Origin of the sequence: Allobosea sp. (assembly GCF_035999205.1) — a bacterium.
GTDB lineage: Bacteria > Pseudomonadota > Alphaproteobacteria > Rhizobiales > Beijerinckiaceae > Allobosea.
This window is the reverse complement of the sequence record NZ_DASYHA010000025.1, coordinates 352,930-375,282: the sequence shown is the minus strand read 5'-3', so window position 1 is coordinate 375,282 and position 22,353 is coordinate 352,930. Positions and strand designations below refer to the sequence as shown.

Genomic DNA, 22,353 nt, shown 5'->3' with positions numbered 1-22,353 from the left:
CATTGGTTTCAACCCGGCGCCCTCTCTTCGCCCGGACAGGGGGCGCGATGCCGATTTGACCTCGCCGCGGTGTGCGTGGCGGCGGACCGGGCCAGGATCATGATGCTGCGGCACCTTGGGAGCGTAGCTAGATGGTGGCTTTCCAATGGATGGTTGGCGGGCTCGTCGGGGCGGGCATCGTCTCGGGCCTCCCGATCGGGGCTTTCGCGGCCGAACCGGAGCAAGGCTGGTCGCTTTGGGTGTCGCAGCGCAGCCGCCCGGGCCTCCTGACGGCATGCTCCATGCCGCGGGGGCTGGCATGGCCGCAATCGGCGGACCAGGCGACCTCCCATGTTCCTCAGCGTCTGGACGGGGCATTGACGATCCGCTGGCAGGGTGGGCTGCTCGCCCAGGCGGTGGCGCCGGCCGTGCCCGCCCCACCGCAGGCTCGGACCTGGAATCCGTTCGATTCCTGCTTCGTGCTGAGCGTGCGCGGGGTGGTGGTGGCCGCCGGTGGCGTCGTTCCGCGCGCTTCGGCGCGGCTGCTCAGGTCGGATACGCTGGTGATCCAGGACGACAGGCCCGGCCGGCCGCTCGCCTTCACGCTGTTGCCGGCCTTTCCGGCCGAGGTCGAGCAGCCGGTTCCCCCGGAATGGCGCGCTGCGTTGACGCCGCTCAGCAGGCCGATGGCAGATCAGCCGCGATGACGCATGCAGCGACAAGGTTTGCCCTGTTCCTGGGAGCATGGCTGTCAGGTGGCGTCGTGTCGCTGGTCATGCCGGTCGTTTCGGCGCAGGCGACCGGAACCGCAAAGGTCGGTCCGTGGGTGATGATCACCTATGACAAGCCGGATGGCCGCCGGGATGCTGCCGCAGTCGTCTCGGCCCCGCGCATGCCCTTCGCGGTCGGACTTCGCTGCATCGACGGCAAGCTCTCGGTCGCGCTGATCCCGCAAGCCGATGATCGCATCTTCGGCACGGCGCGCCGCGGCGTCACCCTATCGCTGCAGGCCGACGAGCGGGCTCCAGTCGAAGTGGACGGCACTGTCGGCGCCGAACACGCCATTCTGCTGCAGCCGCAGGCGCTGGCGCCGACTCTGCAGCTTGTCCTCGCCAGCAGGCGGATCGTCATTTCGGCTCCGGCCGCAAGCGGACAGGCCGTTTCCAGCAGCCTCGATCTGGCGATGGCCGACCGCGCGCTCGCTGATGTCGTGAAGCACTGTCCCGCTCTTTAGGCGACAAGTCGCCACACACCCCTTTCCCGGGGGCTCCGAACCCCCTAAACCACGCAACCAAAGCTTGCGGCGGCGATGCTGCTGCAGGTCGCAGCCGAATGCGCCACATCGGTGCCAACAAGACCAACGGAACCCACTCATGTCGCTCGTCGATTCCGTCCGCAAGGTGATCGTGCCCATCCACAAGGAGGGCTATGTCTTCATCGCCATCGCGCTGGTCGCGACGATCGTTCTCGCCAATCTCTGGTCGCCCTTCGGCTGGATCGGGGCGATCATCACGGTCTGGATCTGCTATTTCTTCCGCGATCCCGTCCGGATCACGCCGCAACGCGAGGGGCTGGTGATCTCGCCGGCCGATGGCCGCGTCAGCCAGATCGCCTCGGCCCTGCCGCCGCCGGAACTGAATCTCCCGGCCGAGCCGATGACGCGCATCTCGATCTTCATGAACGTCTTCGACTGCCATGTGAACCGCGCACCTGTACCGGGCCGCATCGTCAAAATGGCCTATACGCCGGGCCTCTTCCTGAACGCCGAACTCGACAAGGCGAGCGACGACAATGAGCGCAACGCGCTCGCGATCGAGACCTCTGCCGGCATCGTCGGCGTCGTCCAGATCGCCGGCTTGATCGCGCGCCGCATCGTGCCCTTCGTCAAGGAAGGCGACGTCATTGGCACCGGCGAGCGCTTCGGCCTGATCCGCTTCGGCTCGCGAGTGGATGTCTACCTGCCCGTCGGCGTTACCCCGCTGGTCGGCGAGGGCCAGACCGCCTTCGCAGGCGAGACGGTCCTGGCCGATTTCACCGGTAGCGAGCCGGTGGCGCGGATCTTCCGCGGCATCTGAATGCTCGGGCGAGGGCGTGGATCGATCTCCGCGCCCGCCTAGCCTCCGCACTGAAAACCGCGTATTCCGGCTCGCATGAGCGACCTCTTTCCTCCCTTCGAGCCCGAGCGCGTCGAATCGAAGCGTGCCCGCTTCAAGCCGATCCCGTTCCGGCTGATCGCGCCCAATGTCATCACCCTGCTGGCGCTCTGCCTGGGGTTGACCGCCATGCGCCTCGTCGTCGAGGGCAAGCTCGAGACCGCGACGATCTGCATCCTGATCGCTGCCGCGCTCGACGGCGTCGATGGCCGCCTCGCGCGCATGCTCAAGGGCACGTCGCGCTTTGGCGCCGAGCTCGATTCGCTGTCCGATTTCGTCAATTTCGGTGTCGCCACCGGCTATGTGCTGTGGATCTTCGTGCTGCACGACCTGAAGTCGTTCGGCTGGATCATCGTGCTGACGCTTGCCTGCGCGATGGCGCTGCGGCTCGCTCGCTTCAACGTCATGATCGATGATCCCAACCGGCCCGAGTGGCAGAAGAACTTCTTCGTCGGCATGCCGGCGCCCGCCGGCGCGATCACGGCCATGCTGCCGCTCTATCTGCACTTCGTCGGCGTGCCGGTGCAGGACTACGGCGCGGTGCCAGTCGGGCTCTATATCCTCTTCATCGCTTTCCTGACGATCTCGCGCATCCCCTGCTATGCCGGCAAGACGCTGGGCACGCGCATCCCGCGCGAGAGGGTACTGCCGATCTTCGTCGCGGTGGTGGTCGTGGCCGGTCTGCTCTTCGCCTATCCCTTCGAGGTGCTGGCGCTGATCGTCATCGCCTACCTCGCCCTGATCCCGCTCAGTGCCGCGCGCTATCGCAAGCTCGATCGCGAATATGCGGCCGCTACAGCATTGCCGCCGGAGGCTCCGTCGGAGCCCGTCTGATCGGGAACTGCCGGTTCTTCATGAGCGGCTGCCGATAGAACGGCGCGGGTCGTCCCAGACGTAGCGAAGTGGAGTTCCGGGAGCCATTCCGGACTCCGATCGGCCACGCTCCCGAGTGATTCCTGGGTCAAACCCGGGGCGACTGCGCGGTTCCGTCAAAAGCCCCCTCGGATGGGGCCTCAGCGCCTGCGGCCGGTCAGCCGGGCGGCATTGGCGCGGGTCCGCTTCGAGAACGGCTCCAGCGTGCTGTTGGCGACCTTGGCGGCTTCCTCGGCCAGATCGACGTTGCCGAGCGGATTGAGCGCCAGCCCCCACCAGAACATTGCAGCGGCCTGGCTGGCGGCGAACCCGCTCTCCATCACCGCCGAGACCTTCTCGCTGACGGCCTTGGCGGCTTCGCGCTGGCCACGGCTGCTGCCGAGCGCGCCTTGCATCAGGAGCGGCATTCGCATCGCGATCGTCAGCCCGGCATCGGCCTGCAGAGTCAGCACTTTGCTGGCGAGCGCCTGCGCCTCGGCCCCCGCTGCGATGGCGGAGCGTCGCTTCCTGATCGATGACGCCATAAGGTGAGATACTCCGGGCTTCGGGGCGGGATCTCCGAGCAGCGATCCCCGCATGGCGGCCGCGACGGCATGCAAAGCGGCAATGTGGCGGTTCTCGCTCCTGTGTGCAATGCAATACGGGGTGGTTGTCCTGCTCAATTTATGCGCAGGGTGAATGGTTGCTCTATGGTCATGGCCCGCCTCGCGCGTTTGGCGCATGGTCGCGACATGGATTTATCCATCGCCGAAAATGCTCTAGAGCCTGTTGGCACAGCACGGCGTTCGGGCCGTGCGGGAACCTCGTCGGGCTGCCCTTGAGCTTTTTCGCCTCCCCCAAACACCCCGGCTGGCGCCCGATGCTGGTGCTCGCCTCGGCTTCGCCACGGCGCCTGGCCTTGCTGGAGCAGGCGGGCCTGAAGCCGGATGCGATGCTGCCGGCCGATCTCGACGAAACGCCGCTGAAGGGCGAGCGCCCGCGCGATCTCGCGCGCCGCCTCGCGCGCGAAAAGGCCCAGGCGGCGAGGATCGGCGCTGCCGGCAGGCCGGACCTCGAGGGCTGCTACATCGTTGCTGCCGACACCGTCGTCGCGGTCGGCCGGCGCATCCTGCCCAAGGCCGAGATCGTCGACGAAGCCGCCGCCTGCCTGCGGCTGCTCTCGGGCCGGGCCCATCGGGTCTATACCTCGGTCGCGCTGGTCACGCCGAACGGCTCGATCCGCGAGCGCATCGTCGAGACGCGGCTGCGCTTCAAGCGCCTCTCGACCGAGGATATCGAGACCTATCTCGCCTCCGGCGAATGGCGCGGCAAGGCCGGTGGCTATGCGATCCAGGGCATCGCCGGCTCCTTCGTCGTCAAGCTCGTCGGCTCCTACACGGCCGTGGTCGGCCTGCCGCTACACGAGACGGTGAACCTGCTCGGCGGCGAGGGCTTCCCGATCCGCTTCGGCTGGATGAATGTGGGCTGAGGGCGCCTTGAAGCTAACCGCCATCAGGGCGGCTTCGAGCGAGAGCTTCACTTCACCCCGCTTGCGCCTCGGCCGGTAACTCCCGATCCTGCGCCCGCGGGGAGGGCGCCGGCCTGACGAGGCGCGTCCCGGAGAGGAGCGCGCATGACGGGACGTTTGAGGGGCAAGGTCGCGATCGTGGCCGGCGCGGGGTCCATCGGGCCGGGCTGGGGCAATGGCAAGGCCACCGCCACGGTGTTCGCGCGCGAAGGGGCGCGGGTGGTCTGTGCCGACATCAGCCGCGACGCCGCCGAGGAGACCGCGGCGCTGATTCAGAACGAGGGCGGTCAGGCCTTCGCTGTCCGGTCCGACGTCACGAAGACAGAGGCTGTCGCCGATCTCGTTGCGCAGACGCTTGGCCGCTACGGCCGTATCGACATCCTCGACAACAATGTCGGAATCGCCGAGGTCGGCAGCGTCGTCGAACTGTCCGAGGAGGTTTGGGAGCGCGTCTTCAGGGTCAATCTGAGTGGCGCTTTCCTCACGATGAAGCACGTCATCCCGGTGATGCAGCGCCAGTTCGAGGAGAGCGGGGAGGGCGGCTCGATCATCAACATCTCGTCGATTGCCTCGATTCGCCATACCGGCGTGCCTTATGCCAGCTATTCGGCGACCAAGGCGGGGCTGAACCAGCTGACCCGCACCACCGCCGTGCAGTACGCCCCGCAGAAGATCCGCGTGAACGCGATCCTGCCGGGCCTGATGAAGACGCCGATGGTCGAGCATTCCGCCGGCCTCGCCGCGGCCTATGGGGAGGGCGACATCGAGGCGATGTGGGCGGCACGTGACGCGCAGGTCCCGATGGGCCATATGGGCGAGGCTTGGGATGTCGCCCATGCCGCGCTGTTCCTCGCCAGCGACGAAGCGCGTTATGTGACCGGCATCGAACTGGTCGTCGATGGAGGCATCACGCTCAAATATGGCTGATAACGAGAACAACCCGCCGGACGCCGCGGCCGCGCGCAACGAGCCCGCCGCGCCGGCGAGGCCCTGCGCCATCTGTGGCAAGCCGGCCGTGGCGCGCTACAGGCCCTTCTGTTCGGCGCGATGCGCCGACATCGACCTCGGCCGCTGGCTGAAGGGCAGCTACGTCATCCCGGGTGAGGCGGTCGAGGAGACAGAGACGGGCTTGCCGCCGCGCCAGGATGATGAGGCCTGAGCGGCCTCGCGCATCGTTTCACCCCTCATTCATGAACGCCCTGCTATCCGGAACCTCATCGCCCGCCCGGTCGTTGATGGCTGCGGCAGGGCACAAGCTGAGAGGATATGCATGATGCTCCGTAAGCTCGCACTCATGGCGGCCCTTGGTGCGGCACTGGTTTCGGCGACCTCGGCCAGTGCGCAGATTTATGGCGACCCGTTCGGGCCGATGCGTCCGGGTTACCGCCCGCCGCCCCCGCCGGAATACCAGCCCCGTCCTCCGCGCTACCAGGAACCCTATGATCGCGGTTACGATCGGGGCTACGACCGTCGCCGGGGATATTATGACGACGGCCCGCGCCGTGGCCGGGGCAGGGCCATGTGCGTGACCTCGCGCGGTGCCTGCCCGGCGCCGCCGATCCAGCCCGGTAGTCCCTGCCGCTGCGACATCGACGGGCTGACGAAGCGCGGAATCGTCCAGTAGACGCTTGGCCGCATCGCCGCGGATGACATGACAGAGGGGCGGCAGGGATCTGCCGCCCCTATCCTTTTTTGCGTTATGGCTCGATCGGCGCGGCTTGCGTCGCCGAGGTGGATGTCATGGCCTATATCGACGAACTCGAACTGGTGCTGGAAGCCGAGCAGGCGCTGCGGCGCAGGATCGCGCTCCGCCTCGCGAAGGAGCGGGGCGATTCGGTTGTCGACGCGCCGTCGGAGCAGGATGTGCTGGCAGCCGACGAGGCGATCGGGGCCTGGGCCGCCGAAGCCGAGGACGAGCACGACGCCCGCGCCTTCCGGCCGCTGACGCCGCTCCAGGAGCTTCTCGCCGAACACCGGGCGCTCTGCGACCGCATCCTCGACATCCAGGATCGTCGCCTGTCTTGAGAACGGCACAAGGGTTCTTGAGGACGGTACAGGGATGCGTCGGAGCCGCTTCGCAGCTTGCCCGCCGGCACACCTCGTTGACGGTCATGCGGATCTCCGCAAGGAAGCGAAAGACACGCAGCCTTCGTCGCGACCGCCCGAGTGAGCGGCTTGGCGTCGGCGGCTAGCCGAGACCCCATGGGGCCGTGATCACGTGCCCGGCCGCGAACTTCGCGGGCATCTCTGGCACCTCGTCGATGCCCAAGCACGCCGTCAGGAGGCTCAGCTGCAGCGCGCTGCAGCGCTCGCCATATCCTCAAGGCCTCGCCTGTGCTCCGGATCGCCCGGGTCAATCGCAATAGCTTCTGCGAACGAGGCGCTTGCCGCCTCGTAGTCACCCTTCATGGCGTAGAGCCGCCCCAAGAAGTGGAAGTACCATGCGACCGGTGGCTTCAAATCGGTCGCAACTCTCGCGGCGCTGATTGCCGCGTCGACATTCCCCCGCCGCAGTTCGATCTCGCCGAGCAGGTAGTGGTGAGCCGGATTTTCGGGGTCGCTCGAGACGGCTAGAGTGGCCCACCGCGCCGCGTCGTCGAGCCATCCCAACGCCATGCACGATTTGGTGGCATGCAGGGGGTAGCGGAATTCATGTGGTTCCAGCTCAAACGCCTTGGCGAATCGCGCCACGGCCTCCTCATGTCGCCCGGCTTCTGCCAAAAGACATCCGAGATGGTGATGAAGCCACGGGATGACGATGCGAGTGCCTGTGTCGCCTACCGGCTCGATTGCGCGATAGCCGAACTCGATCGCCTTCGCCAAGTCCCCCCTTCGATAGTAGGCATCGCTGAGATAGAAACACGCTTCCGAAGCCCGTGCGGCCGTCAGACCGTCCTCTGCCAGCCGCGCATTGAAACAATCGATCGTGCTCTGGATCGAACGGGCCCGGCGCTCCTCCAGCGCCTTGATAAGCCGATCGATTGCAACCACCTGCGGCGCGTGCGCTCCACTTTCCATGGCGAAGCGATCAATCGCGTCTTGGTAGGCGACGACCGCGCGGCTTCCGAGCAGCATTGCCGAATTTGTGTCTCCCCGCCGAGCTTGCTCCACGGAGAGCGCGTCGAGGATATGGGCATCGTTCGCGAAACGGCCATCCGCTTCCCGCAATAGCTGCTGGTATTCGGCGACGTCGACTTTCGCGGGATCTTGTAGGAAGTGGTAGCCGATGCTGCGGGCGGATTTCGATGCAACGAAAGAAACCTTCTCTAGATCGTAACCGAGTTCAGCGGGCAGCGCCGCATCCAATCGGGACCAGAACTCAAGCACGACATGGCGATCGAGAGAGCATTCGAGGCGGCGATACGCTTCGATGTCTTCCGGGGCGAAGGCGATCGACATTGGCACGCCCGCCACGTGCTCGGCTTCGCCGACCGCTTCGGTGCCGAGCAGACGTGCCAGATAGCGATCAGAGCCCTCTAACGTCTCTTCATATGACACCAGCAAGCCCTGCCCAGCCGAACACAGAGCGCTCCAGCCGCTGTAGTAGTGCGAATACACATCTGCGAAGGACGCCGGGTCGTTGACCTTGCCTTTGAAAAACTCCGGCCGACGCGTCACCAGATCACGCGGCGTATGCAGCAGGCAGCTTTGCAGCCACATCACCGGGTGGCGGGTCACGGCGAGGAAACGTCTCCCCTCCATTTCACCAGCGCACTCGCTGACGAAGGCGTGCTTCCATACTCTCGAATTCGTCGTCACATCGAGGCCGAAGCGCTCGCGAAGCAACGTGCTGACGTAATTCGTCCCGGATCGTTGGATCCCTATCAGAGTGAAGGTTGACATGGTTTCACTCAAAATGCCGTGCCTGCAAGCCCGGGTAGTCGCCCCCAGTGGCAGCGATCATTCAGGCCAACGTCTTTGGTGACGTGCAGCAGCCTCTCCCGGCTATGGGGGCCGACGTGCCCGTTGTGCGGGCCAAGAAGCCACCAGTTGCGATCGACCGACTGCGGGTCCCGGTGCGCGGTCTGGAAGGCGAAAAGACCGGGAGACCTCAGATGCCTCCAGATGAAGTTGAAGACCTTTCGCGGGTTAGGAAAGTGCTCGATCACGCTGCCGGTGGCGACAACGTCGAACTCCCTGTCGCCAAGGCCTTTCGGAGGCCACTCCTTGTCGGCCATTGGTGGACTAATGTCCGTCCCGCCCGTGTTCAGTTTGCGGGTACGGCGGCTCGTGTGGAGGAAGCCGCCAATGTCGCTGCCCATGTTCGGGATCTCGCTCTGGTCTACGCGCTTGTTCGCAGGCGCGACGAGACGCAAGGCCTCCGTCATGCGGCCATCGCGATCCAGGTCTTGATCGCGCCGATACGTCTCGTCGTAGATTTGTGTAGGACCGTTACTGTCGATGCTTGGAGTGAGCATGAAGTTGCATATTTGGCGCTGATGGTAGGTGAGATTATTCATTTCGTTCGAGGTTGAGTGGTATATTTTTCGTTTAGAGGTGGAGTTTAATTTGCCCTAAAAGTTGAATCCAAAATTAGTATAAATTACTAAGAATTTTGACGCGTAGCTTCTAATGCAATTAATGATCATATATTTAAGTTCTCTCCGTGTATACATTGAGCGTCTGAAATAAGGCTATTTGAGGGGCGCCGCAGTATGCTCGGCCAAGCTCAGAGATCGCGAAACTCGACAATCTCTCGATCCTTCAGAGCTCTCGCGATCCGCCCTCTCGATCGTCCGAGAGGATGCAATCGGTCAGGGTCTGGCCGTCGTGCCATGGTTCATCGGACATGGGTGTCCGTGAGCGAGGTAGGGCCATTCTCTATCGATTGACACGCTCATAAGCCGCTCAGGAATCCGGAAGGGTGGCAGGGGCCTGCTACACCAAAGCGGATGCGCCGTCATCGGTGAAGCTCGTGCTGAACCCAACGGCGCATCCGGTGCGTCCCATCCATCAGATATCGCGCACTTGGCGTTTCCTGATGGGCCTATCGATCGCGATGGTTCTGCTTCCCACACCAGCTCTGTCGATCAACGCGCTGTTGATCCAGTGACATCGAGCGTCGAGCCCGCGAAAACGGTGTGGAATGTGCCCGAAGCGACGCGCTGAACTCGATGATCTTCGAACACACCAAATGCATGCCATTCTTGCCAAGCGCCCCATCGTGCGGTCGCGGCAGTGACTGTAGCCCGCCTGTGATTCGGCCGAAACGCTGTCCGCAACGACCCCGTCTGCGCCAGTGGCGCTGATGAGTTTGCGGCCGGCCAACGCGCTGTCGCAGCCGACCGCGGCAGTGTGGTCAGGTCGAGCAGGGCCGGCGAACGGTGCATGGTACGCAGGAATAGGGCCACAACAGGCGGCGGTAACAACACCTCGTTTCTCGGGTGAAGTAGCTACATTCAAGTTTGTGAAGAGAGAATGGTGCCCAGAGCTGGAATCGAACCAGCGACACTGCGATTTTCAGTCGCATGCTCTACCAACTGAGCTATCTGGGCGCCGGGGAAGCGTTGCGGCGCGTCCCTGTTGGTTGGCGCGGTATAGTCGGTGACGAACGGGCTGTCCAGTCGCTTTGACAGCTTTGCGACAGCGATCCACACAAGGCGAATGGCCGCGGGCAGCAGGCTGCGGAAACCCGCGGGATTTGTCGGTTTGATGGCTTGTCAAAGCAAGCGGCAATCGGGCATAGAGCATCTCAACGGAGACGTGGCCGAGAGGCTGAAGGCACTCGTTTGCTAAATGAGCATACCCCACAAGGGTATCGAGGGTTCGAATCCCTCCGTCTCCGCCACTCCTAACGCATTGAAGAAGAATCCCCCGTCGAGCCTGCGACAACGCAGGATTCGACACGCACGAGCTGCCTCTGGAAGACGGCTTCTGGCTGGGTTCTCTAGTTCGCGTTGCGAAAGGGCTCATAGAACGGCCGGCTCCGGACGCCCGAGCCGCGCTCGCATCTGGGTTCGACCGGGCGACGATTCTGATCGAAGACGTCCGGGTGCGCCAGCCAGCCGCTGCTTGATTGCCGGAAGCGCCTGCTGCCGCCGCGCCTGAGCACGGAGTACGTCAGGTAAGCGCGGCGCTTCATTCAAAGCTCGAAGCTCCCCAACGCCAATGCCGCGGTGCCTTCAACCGGACATTGGGCCACCGCCCGGAAGTGCACATTCTGCGTTGAGGGGCCGCACGTCGGTTCCTGCGCACCCCTCGTCGCAACGTGCAGGGGCGAGGCGAGCGCGCTGATCGAGACGGTTGGACGGTTCGCATCCTCATGACGCGACCGGAGCAATCTCAGGCGGCGGCAGAAACGCGGCCGGGGCGCTTGAGCTTCTTGCGCAGAGGCCAGAGCTCCGAAAGCTGCCGTGCGACGTCGATTACGAGCGCCCCCAGTTCACTGACGCGTGCATCGCTCATGCGCACGCCCGGACCTGCAACGCTCACCGTCCCGACCGGGGCACCGTCAACGCCGGAGCAGATCGCAGCGGCGACCGCCGTGACGCCGGGCTCCGCCTCGCTGACCGCGACGCCGTAGCCGCGCGCGGCCGTTCGCTCCAGTTCGATGAAAAGCTGCTCGAAGGAGCGTACTGCGTTGGGACCGTACTGCCCTGGCTCGCCGAACCCGCCATTGAGCCCGATGATCTCGCGCACCTGCGTCCGCGGCAGGCGCGCGAGCCAGGATTTGCCGCTTGCCGTCGCATGCAGTGGCACTGTGTTGGTCGTGAGCAGGGGCTGGTACATCAGCCCGCCGCGAGCACCCTGCGCATCGGCGACCCAGACCAGAGCATAGGCATCGATGACCGCCAGCCGGACGAACTCGCGCGTCTGCGCGGCCAGCTCGTCGAGTACGGGCTGGCAGATGTCGGGGATTCCGGTCGCGTTGTAGAGGCGCTGGCCCAAAATGGTGAGGCGCATGGTCAGCCGATAGGCGCTCGTCTGCGGATCCTGCTCGACCCAGCCTTGCTCGATCAATGCTCCGAGCAGGCGATGGACGCCGCTTTTTGGCAGACCGAGCCGGAGCGCGATCTCGCCGAGCTGCATCTCACCGGCTTCCTCGACGAGGAGCTGGACGATGGAGAGGCAGCGTTCGGCGGGGATCTGGGCCATGGCGATGTCGGTTCGTGAGCTGCTCGGTCAGGCTCTTCAGCGGCCGGTGAAGACGGGCCGCCGCTTTGCGAAGAAGGCGGCGGCGCCCTCCTGCAGATCGTCGGAATCGAAGATGCGTTGCTGTGAGACGGTCGAGTGCAGAAGGCCGGCGTCGAGCGGCAGATCGTCTGCGAGATCGACCAGCTCCTTCGCCAGGCGATTGGAGATCGGGCCGCGCTGAACGATCGTCTCGGCGAGTGCGCGCGCGGCGTCCAGTGCCGAGCCAGCCTCCACAACCTCGTTGACCACGCCCCAGGCCAGGGCCTGCTCGCTCGGGATCGTGACGCCGGTGAAGAGCATCTGCTTGGCGCGCGCCGGCCCGACGAGCCGCGTCAGCCGGATCGCGCCATTGCCGGCGAGGCCGCCGAGATGGCATTCGGGCAGTCCGACGCGGACTCCGCCGCGCAGGACGCGCAGGTCGCAGCACAGCGCAATCTCGAGCCCGCCGCCCAGCGCCGGCCCGTCAATGGCGGCGATGGTCGGCATTGGCAGCCGCGCCAGATTGCGCAGCACCATGTCCTCGAACAGGATCTTCTGCTCGCTGGCGTCGTGCCGGACGGGCCCGAACTCCTTGATGTCGCTGCCGGCACAGAAGGCGCGCGCCTCGCCGCCGTGGAGGATGACGCAGCGCAGGTCCTGCCGGCGCGACAGATCCGCGACGATGCGGTTGAGCTCGCGCAGCAGCGGGCGCGTGACGAGATTGAGCGGGCCGTTCGACAGCACGATCTCCGCGATCGGGCCGCGCTCGCTCAGCCTGGCCGTGCCCGCCGCGACGGCCCTCGTGGCAGTGGCGGTCGCCATGGCTCAGGCCGCGTCGGGCTGGGGCAGGGCGATGCCGTGCAGCACGCCCATGCGCTCGAACTGGCGGTGGATCCGGTCGACATAAGCAGCGAATTCGGCTGCGTCGCCGAGGACGATCGGGCGCGGCCGCGGCAGATCCACCTGGATGTCGTCGATGACCTCCCCGGGACTCGGGCTCATCACCAGAATGCGATCGGACAGGCCGACCGCCTCCTCGACGCTGTGGGTGATGAAGACCACGGTCGGCCGCTTGCGCAGCCACAGATTCTCGAGATCGGTGCGCACCTGAAGCCGGGTGAGCGCATCGAGCGCGCCGAAGGGCTCGTCCATCAGGATCACGGAGGGCTCGTGCACCAGCGTGCGGATCAGGGAGACGCGCTGGCGCATGCCGCCGGAGAGCTGGCGCGGATACTTGTCCATCGCATGCTCGAGGCGGAGCTGCTTGAACAGATCCCTGGCACGCCGGGCCAGGGCCTCCCGATCCAGCCCCCGAATGTCGGCATGGAGCATGACGTTCTCGAAGGCGGTCCGGAAATCCAGCAGGAGATGGTCCTGAAAGGCGATGCCGACATCGGTTATCGGCCTTGTCACTGGGCGACCGTCGACCGAGATCTCCCCGGTCGAATGCCGGAGCAGCCCCGCGATCATCAACATCAGCGTGCTCTTGCCGCAGCCTGATGCGCCCACCACCGAAATGAACTGCCCAGCGGGAATCGTCACGTCGATGGGTTTCAACGCACGGAACGGCTTTTCGAGGTCTTCGCCGAACACCTTCGAGACATTGCGGATGACGATCGGCACTCCGGATTTCGCCTGATTGTCGCTCATGGCTTGCTCCGTCAGCTTGCCGCTGCCGCGACCGTGGTCGAGGCAGCGACGGCTTCGAGGGGGATCTTCGAGACGAGCAGCGCCTTGCGACCCTGCTGCACCACCGTGCCGTCCTGCTTGACGACCTTGACGTCGAAGGTCGCAATCGCCTGGCTCGGCCGCGAGCGGCTGTCGCGCAACTCTGCCAGTTCGTAGTCGACGAAGATCGTGTCGCCGACGAAGATGGGGCCGGCGAACTTCCAGCCGTCGATCCCGAGGAAGGCGATTGCGGTTTCCCGCAATTCGCCGGTGCGGGCCCACATCAGGCCGTGGGCGTAGGCGAGGCCGAGCATGCCATGCGCGACCTTGCGGCCGAACTGGCTGCTCTGCGCGTAGACGTCGCTGGTATGAAGTTCGGAATAGTCGCCGGTGAGTCCGGCGAAGCCCACCAGATCGGCATCGGTGATCGTCCTGCCGGGGCTGCGGAAGCGCATCCCGACGAAGAGATCCTCATAGCGGTAACCAAGTCTCGGCTTGTCTTTCATGAGCTGTCGTCCCGATTCCGATCCGGTGGGGCTGAGGGCTGCGCTTACTTGCAGGCGCGCAGCTCGCCATCCGCTGGCAGGTATTCGTTGGTGTAGTAGCTCTTCGGATCCTGGCCTTCCGGCAGGAGCTTGACCTCGGAGAGCAGCGCCTGGGTCCGCGTCCAATGCGCGTCCTCGGCCTTGCCGATGAACTTGGCGCCGCCGCTGCAGAACAGCGGGGTGATGGCGGCGAGCTCGGCGGTCGCGAGCTTCTCGTTCATGTCAGGGAACAGCTTCTTGGTGTGCTCGATCGCCTTGGCGGGGTTGTCGAGCGCGAAGGACCAGCCCTTGAGGCTCGCGGCAATGAATTTCTTCACCACCTCGGGGTTCTGCTTGATGAAGTCGTTGGAGGCGAAGATCGAGGTCGCAACCGTCGGCACGCCGTGATCGGCGAAGGGGAAGTTGGTCAGCTCGGCGCCCTGCATCTCAAGCTGGATCTGGTAGGCATCGGTCGAGCCGAGAATCGCATCGACCTGCCCCTGAAGCAGCGACGGCACCATGGCCGCCACTGGCATGTTCATCAGTGTCATGTCGGATTCCTTGAGGTTGTTCGCCTTCAGCAGGAGCGGCAGCATCGGGCCCTGCGAGCCGCCGGCCGGAACGCCGATCTTCTTGCCCTTGAGATCGGCCACCGACTTGATGCCGGTCTTCTTCAGGGCGTTCACGGCATTGGGGTTCGACTGGTAGATGGTCGAGATCACCTTCATCGGTGCGCCCTTGGCAATGAGCTGGCTGACCGCGACGGCGTCGGCATAGGCCAGTTGCGAACGGCCGCTGGCCACGAGCTGGGCGGTGTTGCCCGAGCCGTTGCCCTGCACGACCGTGACGTCGAGACCCGCGGCCTTGTAGTAGCCTTCACCGACAGCCGAGGCGAAGCCGGCATTCGGACCGCCCGCCGTCCAGTTGAGCTGGAAGGTTACCGGTGTCTGCGCGTGGGCGCTTGCTAGGCCGAGCCCGGCGACGATCGTCGCCGTGGCGAGCGACCGGTTGATCCAATGCTTCATGACAATTCCTCCCGTTGTTCTTGTGGTTGCTCTTGTCGTTGCTTGATCGATGAGGCGCACCCGAAGAGGCGCTCCCCGCGTCAGCGGCCTCCCGAGCGCTGCCAGGGCGTCAGCAGCCATTCGCTGAACTCGACGACGTAGTTGATGACGATGCCGATGAGGGTCAGCACGACGAGCACGGCGAAGGTGAGCTCGATGTCGAGCGTGCTGGTGCCGCGCAGCAGCACATAGCCGAGCCCCTGATTGGCGCCGACGAATTCGGCGACGATCGCGGCGGTGGCGGCGATGGTTGCCGAGGTCTTGACGCCCGAGAAGATCACCGGGAGCGCCGCCGGAAAGCGCAGATACCAGAAGGTGTGCCAGGTGCTCGCACCCATCGACTGCGTCAGGTAAAGCAGCCGCTGGTCGAGGATCTGGAAGCCGCTGATGCTGGCGAGCAGCAGTGGGAAGAAGGTCATCAGTACCGTCAGGAGCACCTTCGACTCCATGCCGAAGCCGAGCCAGACTAGGAAAAGCGGCGCGACCGCGATCTTCGGCACCAGCTGCAGCAGCATGATCGGCGGGTAGAGCGTCTGCTTGGCCAGCGGTGACAGTGCGATCAGGAGACCGAGCGGAATCGCGCCGAGGACGGTCAGCCCGAAGCCGAGCACGATCTCGGTCAGCGTGACCTTGGCGTTCAGCCAGAGCATGCCGGCATCGGTGATGAGGCGCTGGAAGACCGCGCCGGGCGCCGGCAGCAGATAGGCGGGGATCTTGAAGATCTGGATCGACGCCGACCACAGCCCGATGATGGCGACGAAGGTCAGCGGCGGGATCAGGTTCCAGCCGATCGCCCTGAGCCTGCGCATGCCGGGCGAGCGTCGGCGGACGAGGCCTTCCGGAGAAGCGGGCACGTTGAAGTCTGACGCCGCGCGCGACGTCGTTTGCGAAGCCATCTCTTGGCTCTCCTTCCCTGACGCTCGGCGCGTGTCCGCGAGGGCCGCGCTTCTTCCTTGGCGTGCGGCGGGCAAGGCCCGCTCGGCTTTCGATGCTTGAACGCTATTCCAGCTTCCGGCCGATGACAAGCGAAATGTAGCCGTTTACATTGCCTAAGAGAGCGGCTTGGGCTGGCTCGCGCAGGGGAGGGGACGATGAAGGATCCGCATGTGGTGATCGCCGGCGCGGGCGCGATGGGCTGTCTGTTCGGCGGCCTGCTCGCGGAGCGTGGCTTGCGCGTGACCCTGCTGGCGCGGCGTCAGGAACATGTCGCCGCGATACGCGAGCGCGGCCTGCGGATCGTCGGCGAAGGCGGCGAGCGCCATGTGCCGATCGGCGCGGCGACTTCGGTCGATGGCCTGCCGCCTGCCGACATCGTGCTGGTCCAGTGCAAGGCTGACGCGACACGGATCGTCAGCGCCAACGTCATGCCGCTGATGCGGAAGGGCTCGCTCGCCGTCAGCTTTCAAAACGGGCTCGGCAATGAGGAAATCATGGCGGAATCGCTGGGCGACGAAGCGGTGCTCGGTGGTCTGACCTCGCTCGGGGCGACGCTGGAAGGGCCGGGCGTGGTCCGCAACTATGCATCGCTGCCAACCGTGGTGGGCGAACTGCGCGGTGGCCTCTCGACGCGGGTGAAGGATCTAGCCGCCCTGATGACGGCGCACGGTATTCCAACCCGCGCCAGCGAAGAGATTCTCGCGGAGAAATGGCGCAAGCTCATGCTCAATGTCGCGATGTCCGCGACCAGCGGCCTGACCGGGTTGACGATCGGCGGCGTCGCGGGTCAGCCGGAGCTGTCGGCGGTTGCGCGCCGAGCGATGGACGAGGCGGCGGCCGTGGCGGAGGCCTGCGGCGTCTCGCTGCCGCAGGAGACGCGATATGCGATCTTCGACGGCATCGTGGCGAGCGGAGCCGCTCGCAACAAGACGAGCATGCGCCGCGACATCGAGGCCGGCCGTCCCAGCGAGGTCGAGGCGATCTATCTCAGTGTGATCGAGCGCGGGCGGGCGAGGGGGGTGCCGACACCAACGCTCGATGCGTTCGCCGCTCTGGTGCTCGGGCTGGAAGCCGCATCCGGCCAGATCTAGGCCTCAGGCCGGCTCCACAATCTTCTGCGGCTGCCCGGCTCCGAGTTGGCGCCGTGGCCGACGCGCCTGCGAGCCGCGCGCGCGGATGTCGCCGTTCAGGCCCATAGGCTCGGGTTGGAACAGGCGCGCATCCATCGTCTTGAGATCGGCCGCGATCGCCGGCCGGAACGCCATATGCGCGACGATATCGCGCTCGATGTCGATCCCCGGCGCGATTTCGCAAAGCTCGAGGCCCGCGGCGCCGACGCGGAACACGGCGCGCTCCGTGACGAAGACAGCTACGCGCCCCTGCTCGCGGGCGAAGCGGCCATTGTAGCAGATCTGCTCAACGTCCTGGACGAACTTGCGGCTGCGGCCTTCCTGCAGGACCCTCAGTTTCCCGTCGGCGGTCGCGATCTGCAGGCCACCGGCGGTGAAGGTGCCGCTGAACACGACCTTGCGCGCGTTCTGGCTGATGTTCACGAAGCCGCCGATCCCGACGATCGTATCGCCGAAGCGGCTGACATTGACGTGCCCTTCCGAGTCCACCTCTGCGAAAGAGAGGAAGGCGATGTCGAGTCCGCCTCCGTCATAGAAGTCGAACTGGTAGGGCTGGTCGACCATGGCGTCATAATTCTGCGCCGCGCCCGAATCCGGCCCCGTCACTGGTGCGCCGCCAAGGAAGCCCTGCTCGTTGGTTAGTACGATCTCATCGAGGAAGCCTTCCTCGGCGGCGATCGCCGAGACGCCGGTCGAGATTCCTGCGCCGAGATTGCAGATCGCTCCGGGCGAAATCTCCATCGCAGCGCGGCGGGCGACGATCTTCCGCTCGGTGAAGGGTAGCTTGCGCATGCCTTCGAGCGGGATGCGCATCTCGCCCGAGTAGCTCGGGTTGTAGTCGCTCCAATAAGTCTGGCGCTGGTTCTCGTCGACGACGACGTAGTCCACCAGCACGCCGGGAATCCTGATGTTGCGCTGGGGCAGCGCCCCGCGTCGGGCGAGCCGCTTGACCTGAACCACGACGGCGGCGCCGAGTCGGCGCGCGGCCTGGGCCGAGGAGAGCATTTCGCCCGGAATCGCCTCCTGTTCCATGCTGATATTGCCGTCCTCGTCCGCGCTGGTGCCGCGCAGCAGCACGACGTCGAGCGGGTAGGGCTTGAAGCGCAGCCATTCTTCACCGGCGATTTCTAGCAGTTCGACCAGGTCCTCGCGAGCGCTGGAGCTCTGGCGCGCGCCGCGCTGGCGCGGGTCGACGAAGGTATGCAGGCCAGTCTTGGTGATGAGGCCGGGACGTCCGGCCGCGATCTCGCGGGTCAGTTGCGCGATGACGCCCTGGGGCAGCGTGTAGGACTCGATCAGGTCCTTCTGGGCGAGTTCGATCAGAGGCGGTGAGTCGACCAGAGCGCCGGTGATGCTGCGCCGGAGCATGCCGGGATGGCGGAAGCGGGCCGCACCCTTCAGCTTCCTGTCTCCGATGCCGACGGCATGGATCAGGCAGAGATCGCGCGGAGCGCCGGTTTCCAGGAAGCGTGCCTCGATCGCCTCAAGTATCGCTTCGGGAACGCAGTGTCCACCGCCCGAGCCGCTGACGAGAATGCTGTCGCCGGGGTGGATGAGCGAGGCCGCCTCGCTCGCGCTGATCACCTTCATCGTCCCGCTCCCGAATGTCGTTTCGTGTCGCTGCGATTGACTTTTGCGACCGGATTTGTAACCGCTTGCATAAGATTGGGATGTGTCGAGTGTCAAGTCGCAGAGCAAGTTCGTCGGGAAGGCGTGCCGGCCGGGGAGGGCAAGGGTGAGCCGCGTAGCAATCGTCACCGGGGCAGGACGTGGGATCGGCCGGGCGATCGCGGAGGCGCTCGCGAAGGCAGGTTTCGTGGTGGCTCGGGTCAGCCTGGAGGCGCAGCCCGAAGCGGAGGTCCGAACCGGCGGCACGGGCGCCTACTACAGCTGCGACGTTTCGGACATTGGCGCTCACGCTGAGCTGCTCGACCGGATTGTGGCTGATCTCGGCGAGCCGGAATGCCTCGTCAACAATGCCGGCGTCACCTCGTTGCAGCGGGGCGATCTGCTCGATCTCTCACCGGAGAGTTATGACCGCACGCTCGCCATCAATCTGCGCGCCGGCTTCTTCCTGACCCAGGCCTTTGCGCGCCGACGCATCGCCAAGTCGGCTGCCAAGTCGCCGGGACAGCCAGGCTCGATCGTCTTCATCGGCTCGGCCAATGCCGAGATCGTCGGCGAGAACAGGGCCGACTACTGCATCAGCAAGGCGGGCGTCGCGATGATGGCGAAGCTTTTCGCGGCGCGGCTCGCGGCCGAGGGCATTGCCGTCTTCGAGGTCAGGCCGGGCGTGATCCGCACGGCGATGACCGAGCCTGCCACCGCGAAATATGACGCGCTGCTGGCCGAGGGCGGCATTCCGATGCGGCGCTGGGGAGAGCCGGAGGATATCGGCCGCACCGTGGCCGCATTGGCGAGCGGGGCTATCCCCTATGCGACCGGCATCCACATCGATGTCGGCGGCGGCCTGCAGCTACATCGAGTCTAGGATCTGAGAGGGAGAGAGCGACGTGGCACTGGCAGGCAAGGGCGTGCTGGCGATCTGGAACGGCATCGCCGCTGAGGCGGAAGCCGATTTCGTCGCCTGGCATATGCGCGAGCACATCCCCGAGCGGGTCGCCGTTCCCGGCTTCCTGCGCGGGCGGCGCTATGTCGCCGAGGCCGGGCACCCGAAATACTTCAATTTCTACGAGGTCGAACTGCCCGAGACCCTGGTCTCGCCAGATTATGTCGCGCGCCTCAATACGCCGTCCGATTGGACGAAGCGCGTCGTTCGCCACTTCTGCGACACCTCGCGCACGGTCTGCAGCGTGGCGGCCAGCCTGGGTCTGGGCGACGGCGCGTATCTCGCTACTCTGCGACTCGCCGCGCTGGTGGAGCCGGCGGCCTTTTCTGCCGCGATGCGGCCTGCGCTGTCCGAGCTTGCTGCTGAACCTGGCATCGTCGGCGTCCATCTGCTCGAAGGCCAGGGCGGAGGCAGCAACGGCCAGACCGCCGAGAAGGAACTGCGCAGCCAGCCAGACGCGACCGCAGACTGGATCCTGCTGGTCGAGGCGGCGGAGCGTGCCGCATTGGACGAGGCGCTGAAACGCACGGCTTCGCCGGAGGCCCTGTCAGCCATCGCGAATGGCTACGATGCGCGGCGCGATTGTGGCATCTATCGGCTGCAATACGGGCTCGCGAAACAGCAGATCGCCTGAACCGCGCGTGCAGTTGATGAGGAGCAGTCGAACGAGATGCCGAGGGTGAAAACCGCGCGAATCGAGGCTGACGCGGCACCAGCGACGGGGGACGGGCGCCGCAGCGTCGGGCTGCGCGAAGTCGCGCGTGCGGCGGGGGTCTCCACCGCGACCGTCTCGCGGGCCATCAACAGTCCCGAGGTCGTTTCGGCCGATCTGCGTGAGCGTATCGCGGTCGCGGTCAAGGAACTGGGCTGGGTGCCGGACGGGGCGGCGCGGGCGCTGAGCACGCGCCGCTCGCAGACCATCGGCGCGGTCTTCCCTGCGCTGTCGATCGGCGATTTCGCCCATGCGACGCAGGCCATCCAGTCGGAACTGTCGCAGGCCGGCTATACGCTGCTGCTCGCCTGTTCGGAGTATGAGCCCGATCTCGAACTGCATCAGGTCCGCAAATTCGTCGAGCGCGGCGTCGATGGGCTGATTCTGGTCGGACAGGCTCACCACCCGGAACTGGAGCCGCTGCTGGCGCGCCGGCAGGTGCCCTTCGTCAACACCTTCGTCTACGACCCCGCGACTCCCGGCAACTGCATCGGCCCTGACAACCGCAAGGCCCTGATGATGATGACGGATTATCTGGCTGATCTCGGCCATGTCCGGTTCGCCGTGATTGCGCAGTCGACGCGCAACAACGACCGCGCCAGTGCGCGCCTGGATGGCGTGCGCGATGCTCTGTCCCTGCGCGGCCTTGCGGTGCGCCCCCAGCATTTCGCCATGGGCGAGTGGTCCATCGCCGAAGGGCGCAGCCTGTTCCGCAAGCTGATGCAGACCGATCCGAAGCCGACAGCGGTCGTCTGCGGCAACGCACATCTCGCGGTTGGGGCCGTTCTGGAGGCGCTGTCCATGGGCGTGCGCCTGCCGGACGAGCTGTCGATCGTCGGTTACGACGATATCGAGATCATGAGCCATCTGCCGGTTCCGGTGACGACGGTGAGGGTACCGAGCGCCGACATCGGCCGGACTGCGGCGCGCGTCCTGATCGCGAGGCTGGAAGGACGGGGCTATTCGGCGCCGCTCGAGGCCGAGGCCGAGCTGGTGATCCGGCGCTCTTCCGGCCCGGCTCCCGCTCCATAGCGGCGCCAGCTTTTCCCCGCTCACCATTGAGAAGGCTGCCAAGATGCTTCCCGACGCCTCGTTCCCCGCGATCAGCGGAGCCACGCGCCTTCTCGGTTTCCTCGGCGACCCCGTGATCCACGCGAAATCGCCTCAGAACTTCAACCCGCTGCTCGCCGCTTCCGGCCATGACGCGGTGCTGGTGCCGCTCCATCTGCGGCAGGACGACTTCGATGCGGCCATCGGCGGTGTGATGGCACTCGCCAATCTCGACGGGCTTGTCGTCACCATGCCCTACAAGGAGCGGCTGATGGCGCAGCTCGACGAAGTCAGCCCGCGCGCCCGCGCTATCGGCGCGGTCAATGCGGCGAAGCGGACGTCCGAAGGGCACTGGGTGGGCGACATCTTCGATGGCGAAGGGCTGGTCGGCGCGGTCGAAAGCCTCGGCATCTCGCCCCGTGGCCTCAAGGTCGGGCTGATCGGAGCGGGTGGCGCCGGAGCTGCCATCGCTTTCGCCTTGGCGGAGGCCGGCGTGGCGAGCCTGTCCGTCATGGACCGCAATGGCGCTCGCGCGGAGCAACTCTGCGAACGCGTTTCCGCCTTCGGGCCGCTCGCCCCTGCCGCGGGCGCGTTCGAGGTCGGCGGGCTCGACCTGCTCGTCCATGCGACGCCGGTCGGCATGGCGCCGGGCGACGGGCTTCCCATAGACATCCGCGCGTTGTCGGAAGGCACGGCTGTCGTCGACATCGTGACGAAGCCGGACACTTCCCTGCTGAGGGCTGCGGCCGCGCTCGGTTGCCCGCATGCCGGTGGCAGCGCGATGGTCGCGGCCCAGACGAAGGCGATCCTGCGGTTTCTGGGCTTCGATCCTGCGGGAGGGGCAAGGGGCGATTGATTGGGGCTGGGCCCTGTCGAGCGCAGCCACCGCGATCCGTCCTCCCGGCAGGGGCTCGATCCCCGACAGCGCATCGAGTCGAGACCGATCGCTGGAGTTCCGTGCGCTCCTGCCTGTGCGATCAGGCTGACCCTGCGGGCACGTCAGTGTCCGACATGAAGGCAATTGCGGCCCATCCTGTCGAGACGGTGCAATCCCTGCCCAGACATCGACGGCCTC

The 22,353-nt window shown here is 65.7% G+C and carries 25 protein-coding genes and 2 tRNA genes; 16 read left to right on the top strand and 11 right to left on the bottom strand.

The genetic code is table 11. The features are described 5' to 3' along the window. Window positions 1-131: 131 nt before the first annotated feature. From VGN82_RS17225 to VGN82_RS17210, 4 genes are all read left to right on the top strand, one after another. Window positions 132-686, top strand: a complete 555-nt coding sequence (locus tag VGN82_RS17225) for a hypothetical protein (protein WP_327528265.1) — start codon at window positions 132-134, stop codon at window positions 684-686. Next, the gene (locus tag VGN82_RS17220) at window positions 683-1,213 is read left to right on the top strand and encodes a hypothetical protein (protein ID WP_327528264.1); all 531 of its coding nucleotides are present in this window, start codon (window positions 683-685) and stop codon (window positions 1,211-1,213) included. Before VGN82_RS17225 ends, VGN82_RS17220 begins: the two co-directional genes overlap by 4 nt. 64 nt (window positions 1,214-1,277) lie before the next feature. Then, complete coding sequence (locus VGN82_RS17215; RefSeq protein ID WP_327528263.1) at window positions 1,278-2,054, top strand: phosphatidylserine decarboxylase; 777 nt, start codon at window positions 1,278-1,280, stop codon at window positions 2,052-2,054. A 75-nt stretch (window positions 2,055-2,129) separates the two neighbouring features. Then, on the top strand, window positions 2,130-2,966 hold the full coding sequence (locus VGN82_RS17210; RefSeq protein WP_327528262.1) for a CDP-alcohol phosphatidyltransferase family protein: 837 nt from the start codon (window positions 2,130-2,132) through the stop codon (window positions 2,964-2,966). Window positions 2,967-3,145: 179 nt separating this feature from the next. Here VGN82_RS17210 and VGN82_RS17205 read toward each other — a convergent pair whose 3' ends face one another. Then, window positions 3,146-3,529, bottom strand: coding sequence for a hypothetical protein (locus VGN82_RS17205; protein ID WP_327528261.1), 384 nt, complete (start codon window positions 3,527-3,529; stop codon window positions 3,146-3,148). Window positions 3,530-3,864: 335 nt separating this feature from the next. Here VGN82_RS17205 and VGN82_RS17200 point away from each other — a divergent pair, with 335 nt between their 5' ends. From VGN82_RS17200 to VGN82_RS17180, 5 genes are all read left to right on the top strand, one after another. Beyond that, window positions 3,865-4,473 (top strand): Maf-like protein, encoded by a 609-nt coding sequence (locus tag VGN82_RS17200; RefSeq protein ID WP_327529166.1) that lies wholly within the window; start codon window positions 3,865-3,867, stop codon window positions 4,471-4,473. A 144-nt stretch (window positions 4,474-4,617) separates the two neighbouring features. Next, complete coding sequence (locus VGN82_RS17195; protein WP_327528260.1) at window positions 4,618-5,439, top strand: SDR family NAD(P)-dependent oxidoreductase; 822 nt, start codon at window positions 4,618-4,620, stop codon at window positions 5,437-5,439. Next, window positions 5,432-5,671 (top strand): DNA gyrase inhibitor YacG, encoded by a 240-nt coding sequence (gene yacG, locus VGN82_RS17190; RefSeq protein WP_327528259.1) that lies wholly within the window; start codon window positions 5,432-5,434, stop codon window positions 5,669-5,671. The genes VGN82_RS17195 and yacG overlap by 8 nt, the downstream gene beginning before the upstream one ends. A 111-nt stretch (window positions 5,672-5,782) precedes the next feature. Then, on the top strand, window positions 5,783-6,136 hold the full coding sequence (locus VGN82_RS17185) for a hypothetical protein (protein ID WP_327528258.1): 354 nt from the start codon (window positions 5,783-5,785) through the stop codon (window positions 6,134-6,136). A gap of 116 nt (window positions 6,137-6,252) precedes the next feature. Then, entirely contained in the window at window positions 6,253-6,537 is a 285-nt protein-coding gene (locus tag VGN82_RS17180) for a hypothetical protein (protein ID WP_327528257.1), read from the top strand. A gap of 261 nt (window positions 6,538-6,798) precedes the next feature. Here VGN82_RS17180 and VGN82_RS17175 read toward each other — a convergent pair whose 3' ends face one another. Both VGN82_RS17175 and VGN82_RS17170 read right to left on the bottom strand, forming a co-directional pair. After that, a complete protein-coding gene (locus VGN82_RS17175) occupies window positions 6,799-8,355 on the bottom strand; it encodes a tetratricopeptide repeat protein (RefSeq protein WP_327528256.1) in 1,557 nt (518 codons plus the stop codon). Window positions 8,356-8,363: 8 nt separating this feature from the next. Next, window positions 8,364-8,972: a class I SAM-dependent methyltransferase gene (locus VGN82_RS17170; protein WP_327528255.1), complete on the bottom strand. Its 609-nt coding sequence runs from the start codon at window positions 8,970-8,972 to the stop codon at window positions 8,364-8,366. A 446-nt stretch (window positions 8,973-9,418) separates the two neighbouring features. Between VGN82_RS17170 and VGN82_RS17165 the strand changes: the two genes are divergently transcribed. Next, entirely contained in the window at window positions 9,419-9,565 is a 147-nt protein-coding gene (locus tag VGN82_RS17165; protein WP_327528254.1) for a hypothetical protein, read from the top strand. Between the two features lie 366 nt (window positions 9,566-9,931). Here VGN82_RS17165 and VGN82_RS17160 read toward each other — a convergent pair. Further along, window positions 9,932-10,007, bottom strand: a tRNA-Phe gene (locus VGN82_RS17160). Between the two features lie 202 nt (window positions 10,008-10,209). Between VGN82_RS17160 and VGN82_RS17155 the strand changes: the two genes are divergently transcribed. Then, window positions 10,210-10,300: transfer RNA gene (locus tag VGN82_RS17155), tRNA-Ser, on the top strand. Between the two features lie 494 nt (window positions 10,301-10,794). Here the strand turns inward: VGN82_RS17155 and VGN82_RS17150 are convergent. The 6 genes from VGN82_RS17150 to VGN82_RS17125 all read right to left on the bottom strand — a co-directional run bounded on the left by VGN82_RS17150 (window position 10,795) and on the right by VGN82_RS17125 (window position 15,777). Next, window positions 10,795-11,607, bottom strand: a complete 813-nt coding sequence (locus VGN82_RS17150; protein ID WP_327528253.1) for an IclR family transcriptional regulator — start codon at window positions 11,605-11,607, stop codon at window positions 10,795-10,797. Window positions 11,608-11,643: 36 nt separating this feature from the next. Next, on the bottom strand, window positions 11,644-12,447 hold the full coding sequence (locus VGN82_RS17145; protein ID WP_327528252.1) for an enoyl-CoA hydratase/isomerase family protein: 804 nt from the start codon (window positions 12,445-12,447) through the stop codon (window positions 11,644-11,646). Between the two features lie 3 nt (window positions 12,448-12,450). Further along, window positions 12,451-13,275 (bottom strand): ABC transporter ATP-binding protein, encoded by an 825-nt coding sequence (locus tag VGN82_RS17140; protein ID WP_327528251.1) that lies wholly within the window; start codon window positions 13,273-13,275, stop codon window positions 12,451-12,453. A gap of 11 nt (window positions 13,276-13,286) precedes the next feature. Continuing rightward, window positions 13,287-13,799 (bottom strand): MaoC/PaaZ C-terminal domain-containing protein, encoded by a 513-nt coding sequence (locus VGN82_RS17135; protein WP_327528250.1) that lies wholly within the window; start codon window positions 13,797-13,799, stop codon window positions 13,287-13,289. Between the two features lie 44 nt (window positions 13,800-13,843). After that, window positions 13,844-14,842 carry an ABC transporter substrate-binding protein gene (locus VGN82_RS17130; protein ID WP_327528249.1) on the bottom strand — a complete coding sequence of 333 codons (999 nt, stop codon included), beginning with the start codon at window positions 14,840-14,842 and terminating at the stop codon, window positions 13,844-13,846. Window positions 14,843-14,922: 80 nt separating this feature from the next. Then, window positions 14,923-15,777, bottom strand: a complete 855-nt coding sequence (locus VGN82_RS17125; RefSeq protein WP_327528248.1) for an ABC transporter permease — start codon at window positions 15,775-15,777, stop codon at window positions 14,923-14,925. A 195-nt stretch (window positions 15,778-15,972) separates the two neighbouring features. On the opposite strand from VGN82_RS17125, the gene VGN82_RS17120 reads away from it, so the two are divergent. Further along, on the top strand, window positions 15,973-16,908 hold the full coding sequence (locus VGN82_RS17120) for a ketopantoate reductase family protein (RefSeq protein ID WP_327528247.1): 936 nt from the start codon (window positions 15,973-15,975) through the stop codon (window positions 16,906-16,908). A 3-nt stretch (window positions 16,909-16,911) separates the two neighbouring features. On the opposite strand, the gene VGN82_RS17115 is transcribed toward VGN82_RS17120, so the two are convergent. Then, complete coding sequence (locus VGN82_RS17115; RefSeq protein ID WP_327528246.1) at window positions 16,912-18,537, bottom strand: acyl CoA:acetate/3-ketoacid CoA transferase; 1,626 nt, start codon at window positions 18,535-18,537, stop codon at window positions 16,912-16,914. Window positions 18,538-18,682: 145 nt separating this feature from the next. On the opposite strand from VGN82_RS17115, the gene VGN82_RS17110 reads away from it, so the two are divergent. Genes VGN82_RS17110 through VGN82_RS17095 form a run of 4 tightly spaced genes read left to right on the top strand, consistent with a single transcriptional unit; the run spans window position 18,683 to window position 22,134 of the window. Continuing rightward, window positions 18,683-19,438 carry a 3-ketoacyl-ACP reductase gene (locus tag VGN82_RS17110; protein ID WP_327528245.1) on the top strand — a complete coding sequence of 252 codons (756 nt, stop codon included), beginning with the start codon at window positions 18,683-18,685 and terminating at the stop codon, window positions 19,436-19,438. Window positions 19,439-19,460: 22 nt separating this feature from the next. Next, a complete protein-coding gene (locus tag VGN82_RS17105) occupies window positions 19,461-20,150 on the top strand; it encodes a hypothetical protein (protein ID WP_327528244.1) in 690 nt (229 codons plus the stop codon). A 45-nt stretch (window positions 20,151-20,195) separates the two neighbouring features. Further along, on the top strand, window positions 20,196-21,260 hold the full coding sequence (locus VGN82_RS17100; RefSeq protein ID WP_327528243.1) for a LacI family DNA-binding transcriptional regulator: 1,065 nt from the start codon (window positions 20,196-20,198) through the stop codon (window positions 21,258-21,260). A 43-nt stretch (window positions 21,261-21,303) separates the two neighbouring features. Then, window positions 21,304-22,134 carry a shikimate dehydrogenase family protein gene (locus VGN82_RS17095; protein ID WP_327528242.1) on the top strand — a complete coding sequence of 277 codons (831 nt, stop codon included), beginning with the start codon at window positions 21,304-21,306 and terminating at the stop codon, window positions 22,132-22,134. Window positions 22,135-22,353: the final 219 nt, after the last annotated feature.

Coding starts and splice junctions, on each gene's coding strand:
- VGN82_RS17130 (WP_327528249.1), bottom strand. CDS start 14,842: ATGAAGCATTGGATCAACCGGTCGCTCGCCACGGCGACGATCGTCGCC.
- VGN82_RS17185 (WP_327528258.1), top strand. CDS start 5,783: ATGATGCTCCGTAAGCTCGCACTCATGGCGGCCCTTGGTGCGGCACTG.
- VGN82_RS17115 (WP_327528246.1), bottom strand. CDS start 18,537: ATGAAGGTGATCAGCGCGAGCGAGGCGGCCTCGCTCATCCACCCCGGC.
- VGN82_RS17120 (WP_327528247.1), top strand. CDS start 15,973: ATGAAGGATCCGCATGTGGTGATCGCCGGCGCGGGCGCGATGGGCTGT.
- VGN82_RS17140 (WP_327528251.1), bottom strand. CDS start 13,275: ATGAGCGACAATCAGGCGAAATCCGGAGTGCCGATCGTCATCCGCAAT.
- yacG (WP_327528259.1), top strand. CDS start 5,432: ATGGCTGATAACGAGAACAACCCGCCGGACGCCGCGGCCGCGCGCAAC.
- VGN82_RS17210 (WP_327528262.1), top strand. CDS start 2,130: ATGAGCGACCTCTTTCCTCCCTTCGAGCCCGAGCGCGTCGAATCGAAG.
- VGN82_RS17170 (WP_327528255.1), bottom strand. CDS start 8,972: ATGAATAATCTCACCTACCATCAGCGCCAAATATGCAACTTCATGCTC.
- VGN82_RS17195 (WP_327528260.1), top strand. CDS start 4,618: ATGACGGGACGTTTGAGGGGCAAGGTCGCGATCGTGGCCGGCGCGGGG.
- VGN82_RS17095 (WP_327528242.1), top strand. CDS start 21,304: ATGCTTCCCGACGCCTCGTTCCCCGCGATCAGCGGAGCCACGCGCCTT.
- VGN82_RS17145 (WP_327528252.1), bottom strand. CDS start 12,447: ATGGCGACCGCCACTGCCACGAGGGCCGTCGCGGCGGGCACGGCCAGG.
- VGN82_RS17205 (WP_327528261.1), bottom strand. CDS start 3,529: ATGGCGTCATCGATCAGGAAGCGACGCTCCGCCATCGCAGCGGGGGCC.
- VGN82_RS17135 (WP_327528250.1), bottom strand. CDS start 13,799: ATGAAAGACAAGCCGAGACTTGGTTACCGCTATGAGGATCTCTTCGTC.
- VGN82_RS17150 (WP_327528253.1), bottom strand. CDS start 11,607: ATGGCCCAGATCCCCGCCGAACGCTGCCTCTCCATCGTCCAGCTCCTC.
- VGN82_RS17180 (WP_327528257.1), top strand. CDS start 6,253: ATGGCCTATATCGACGAACTCGAACTGGTGCTGGAAGCCGAGCAGGCG.
- VGN82_RS17220 (WP_327528264.1), top strand. CDS start 683: ATGACGCATGCAGCGACAAGGTTTGCCCTGTTCCTGGGAGCATGGCTG.
- VGN82_RS17200 (WP_327529166.1), top strand. CDS start 3,865: ATGCTGGTGCTCGCCTCGGCTTCGCCACGGCGCCTGGCCTTGCTGGAG.
- VGN82_RS17225 (WP_327528265.1), top strand. CDS start 132: ATGGTGGCTTTCCAATGGATGGTTGGCGGGCTCGTCGGGGCGGGCATC.
- VGN82_RS17125 (WP_327528248.1), bottom strand. CDS start 15,777: ATGGCTTCGCAAACGACGTCGCGCGCGGCGTCAGACTTCAACGTGCCC.
- VGN82_RS17175 (WP_327528256.1), bottom strand. CDS start 8,355: ATGTCAACCTTCACTCTGATAGGGATCCAACGATCCGGGACGAATTAC.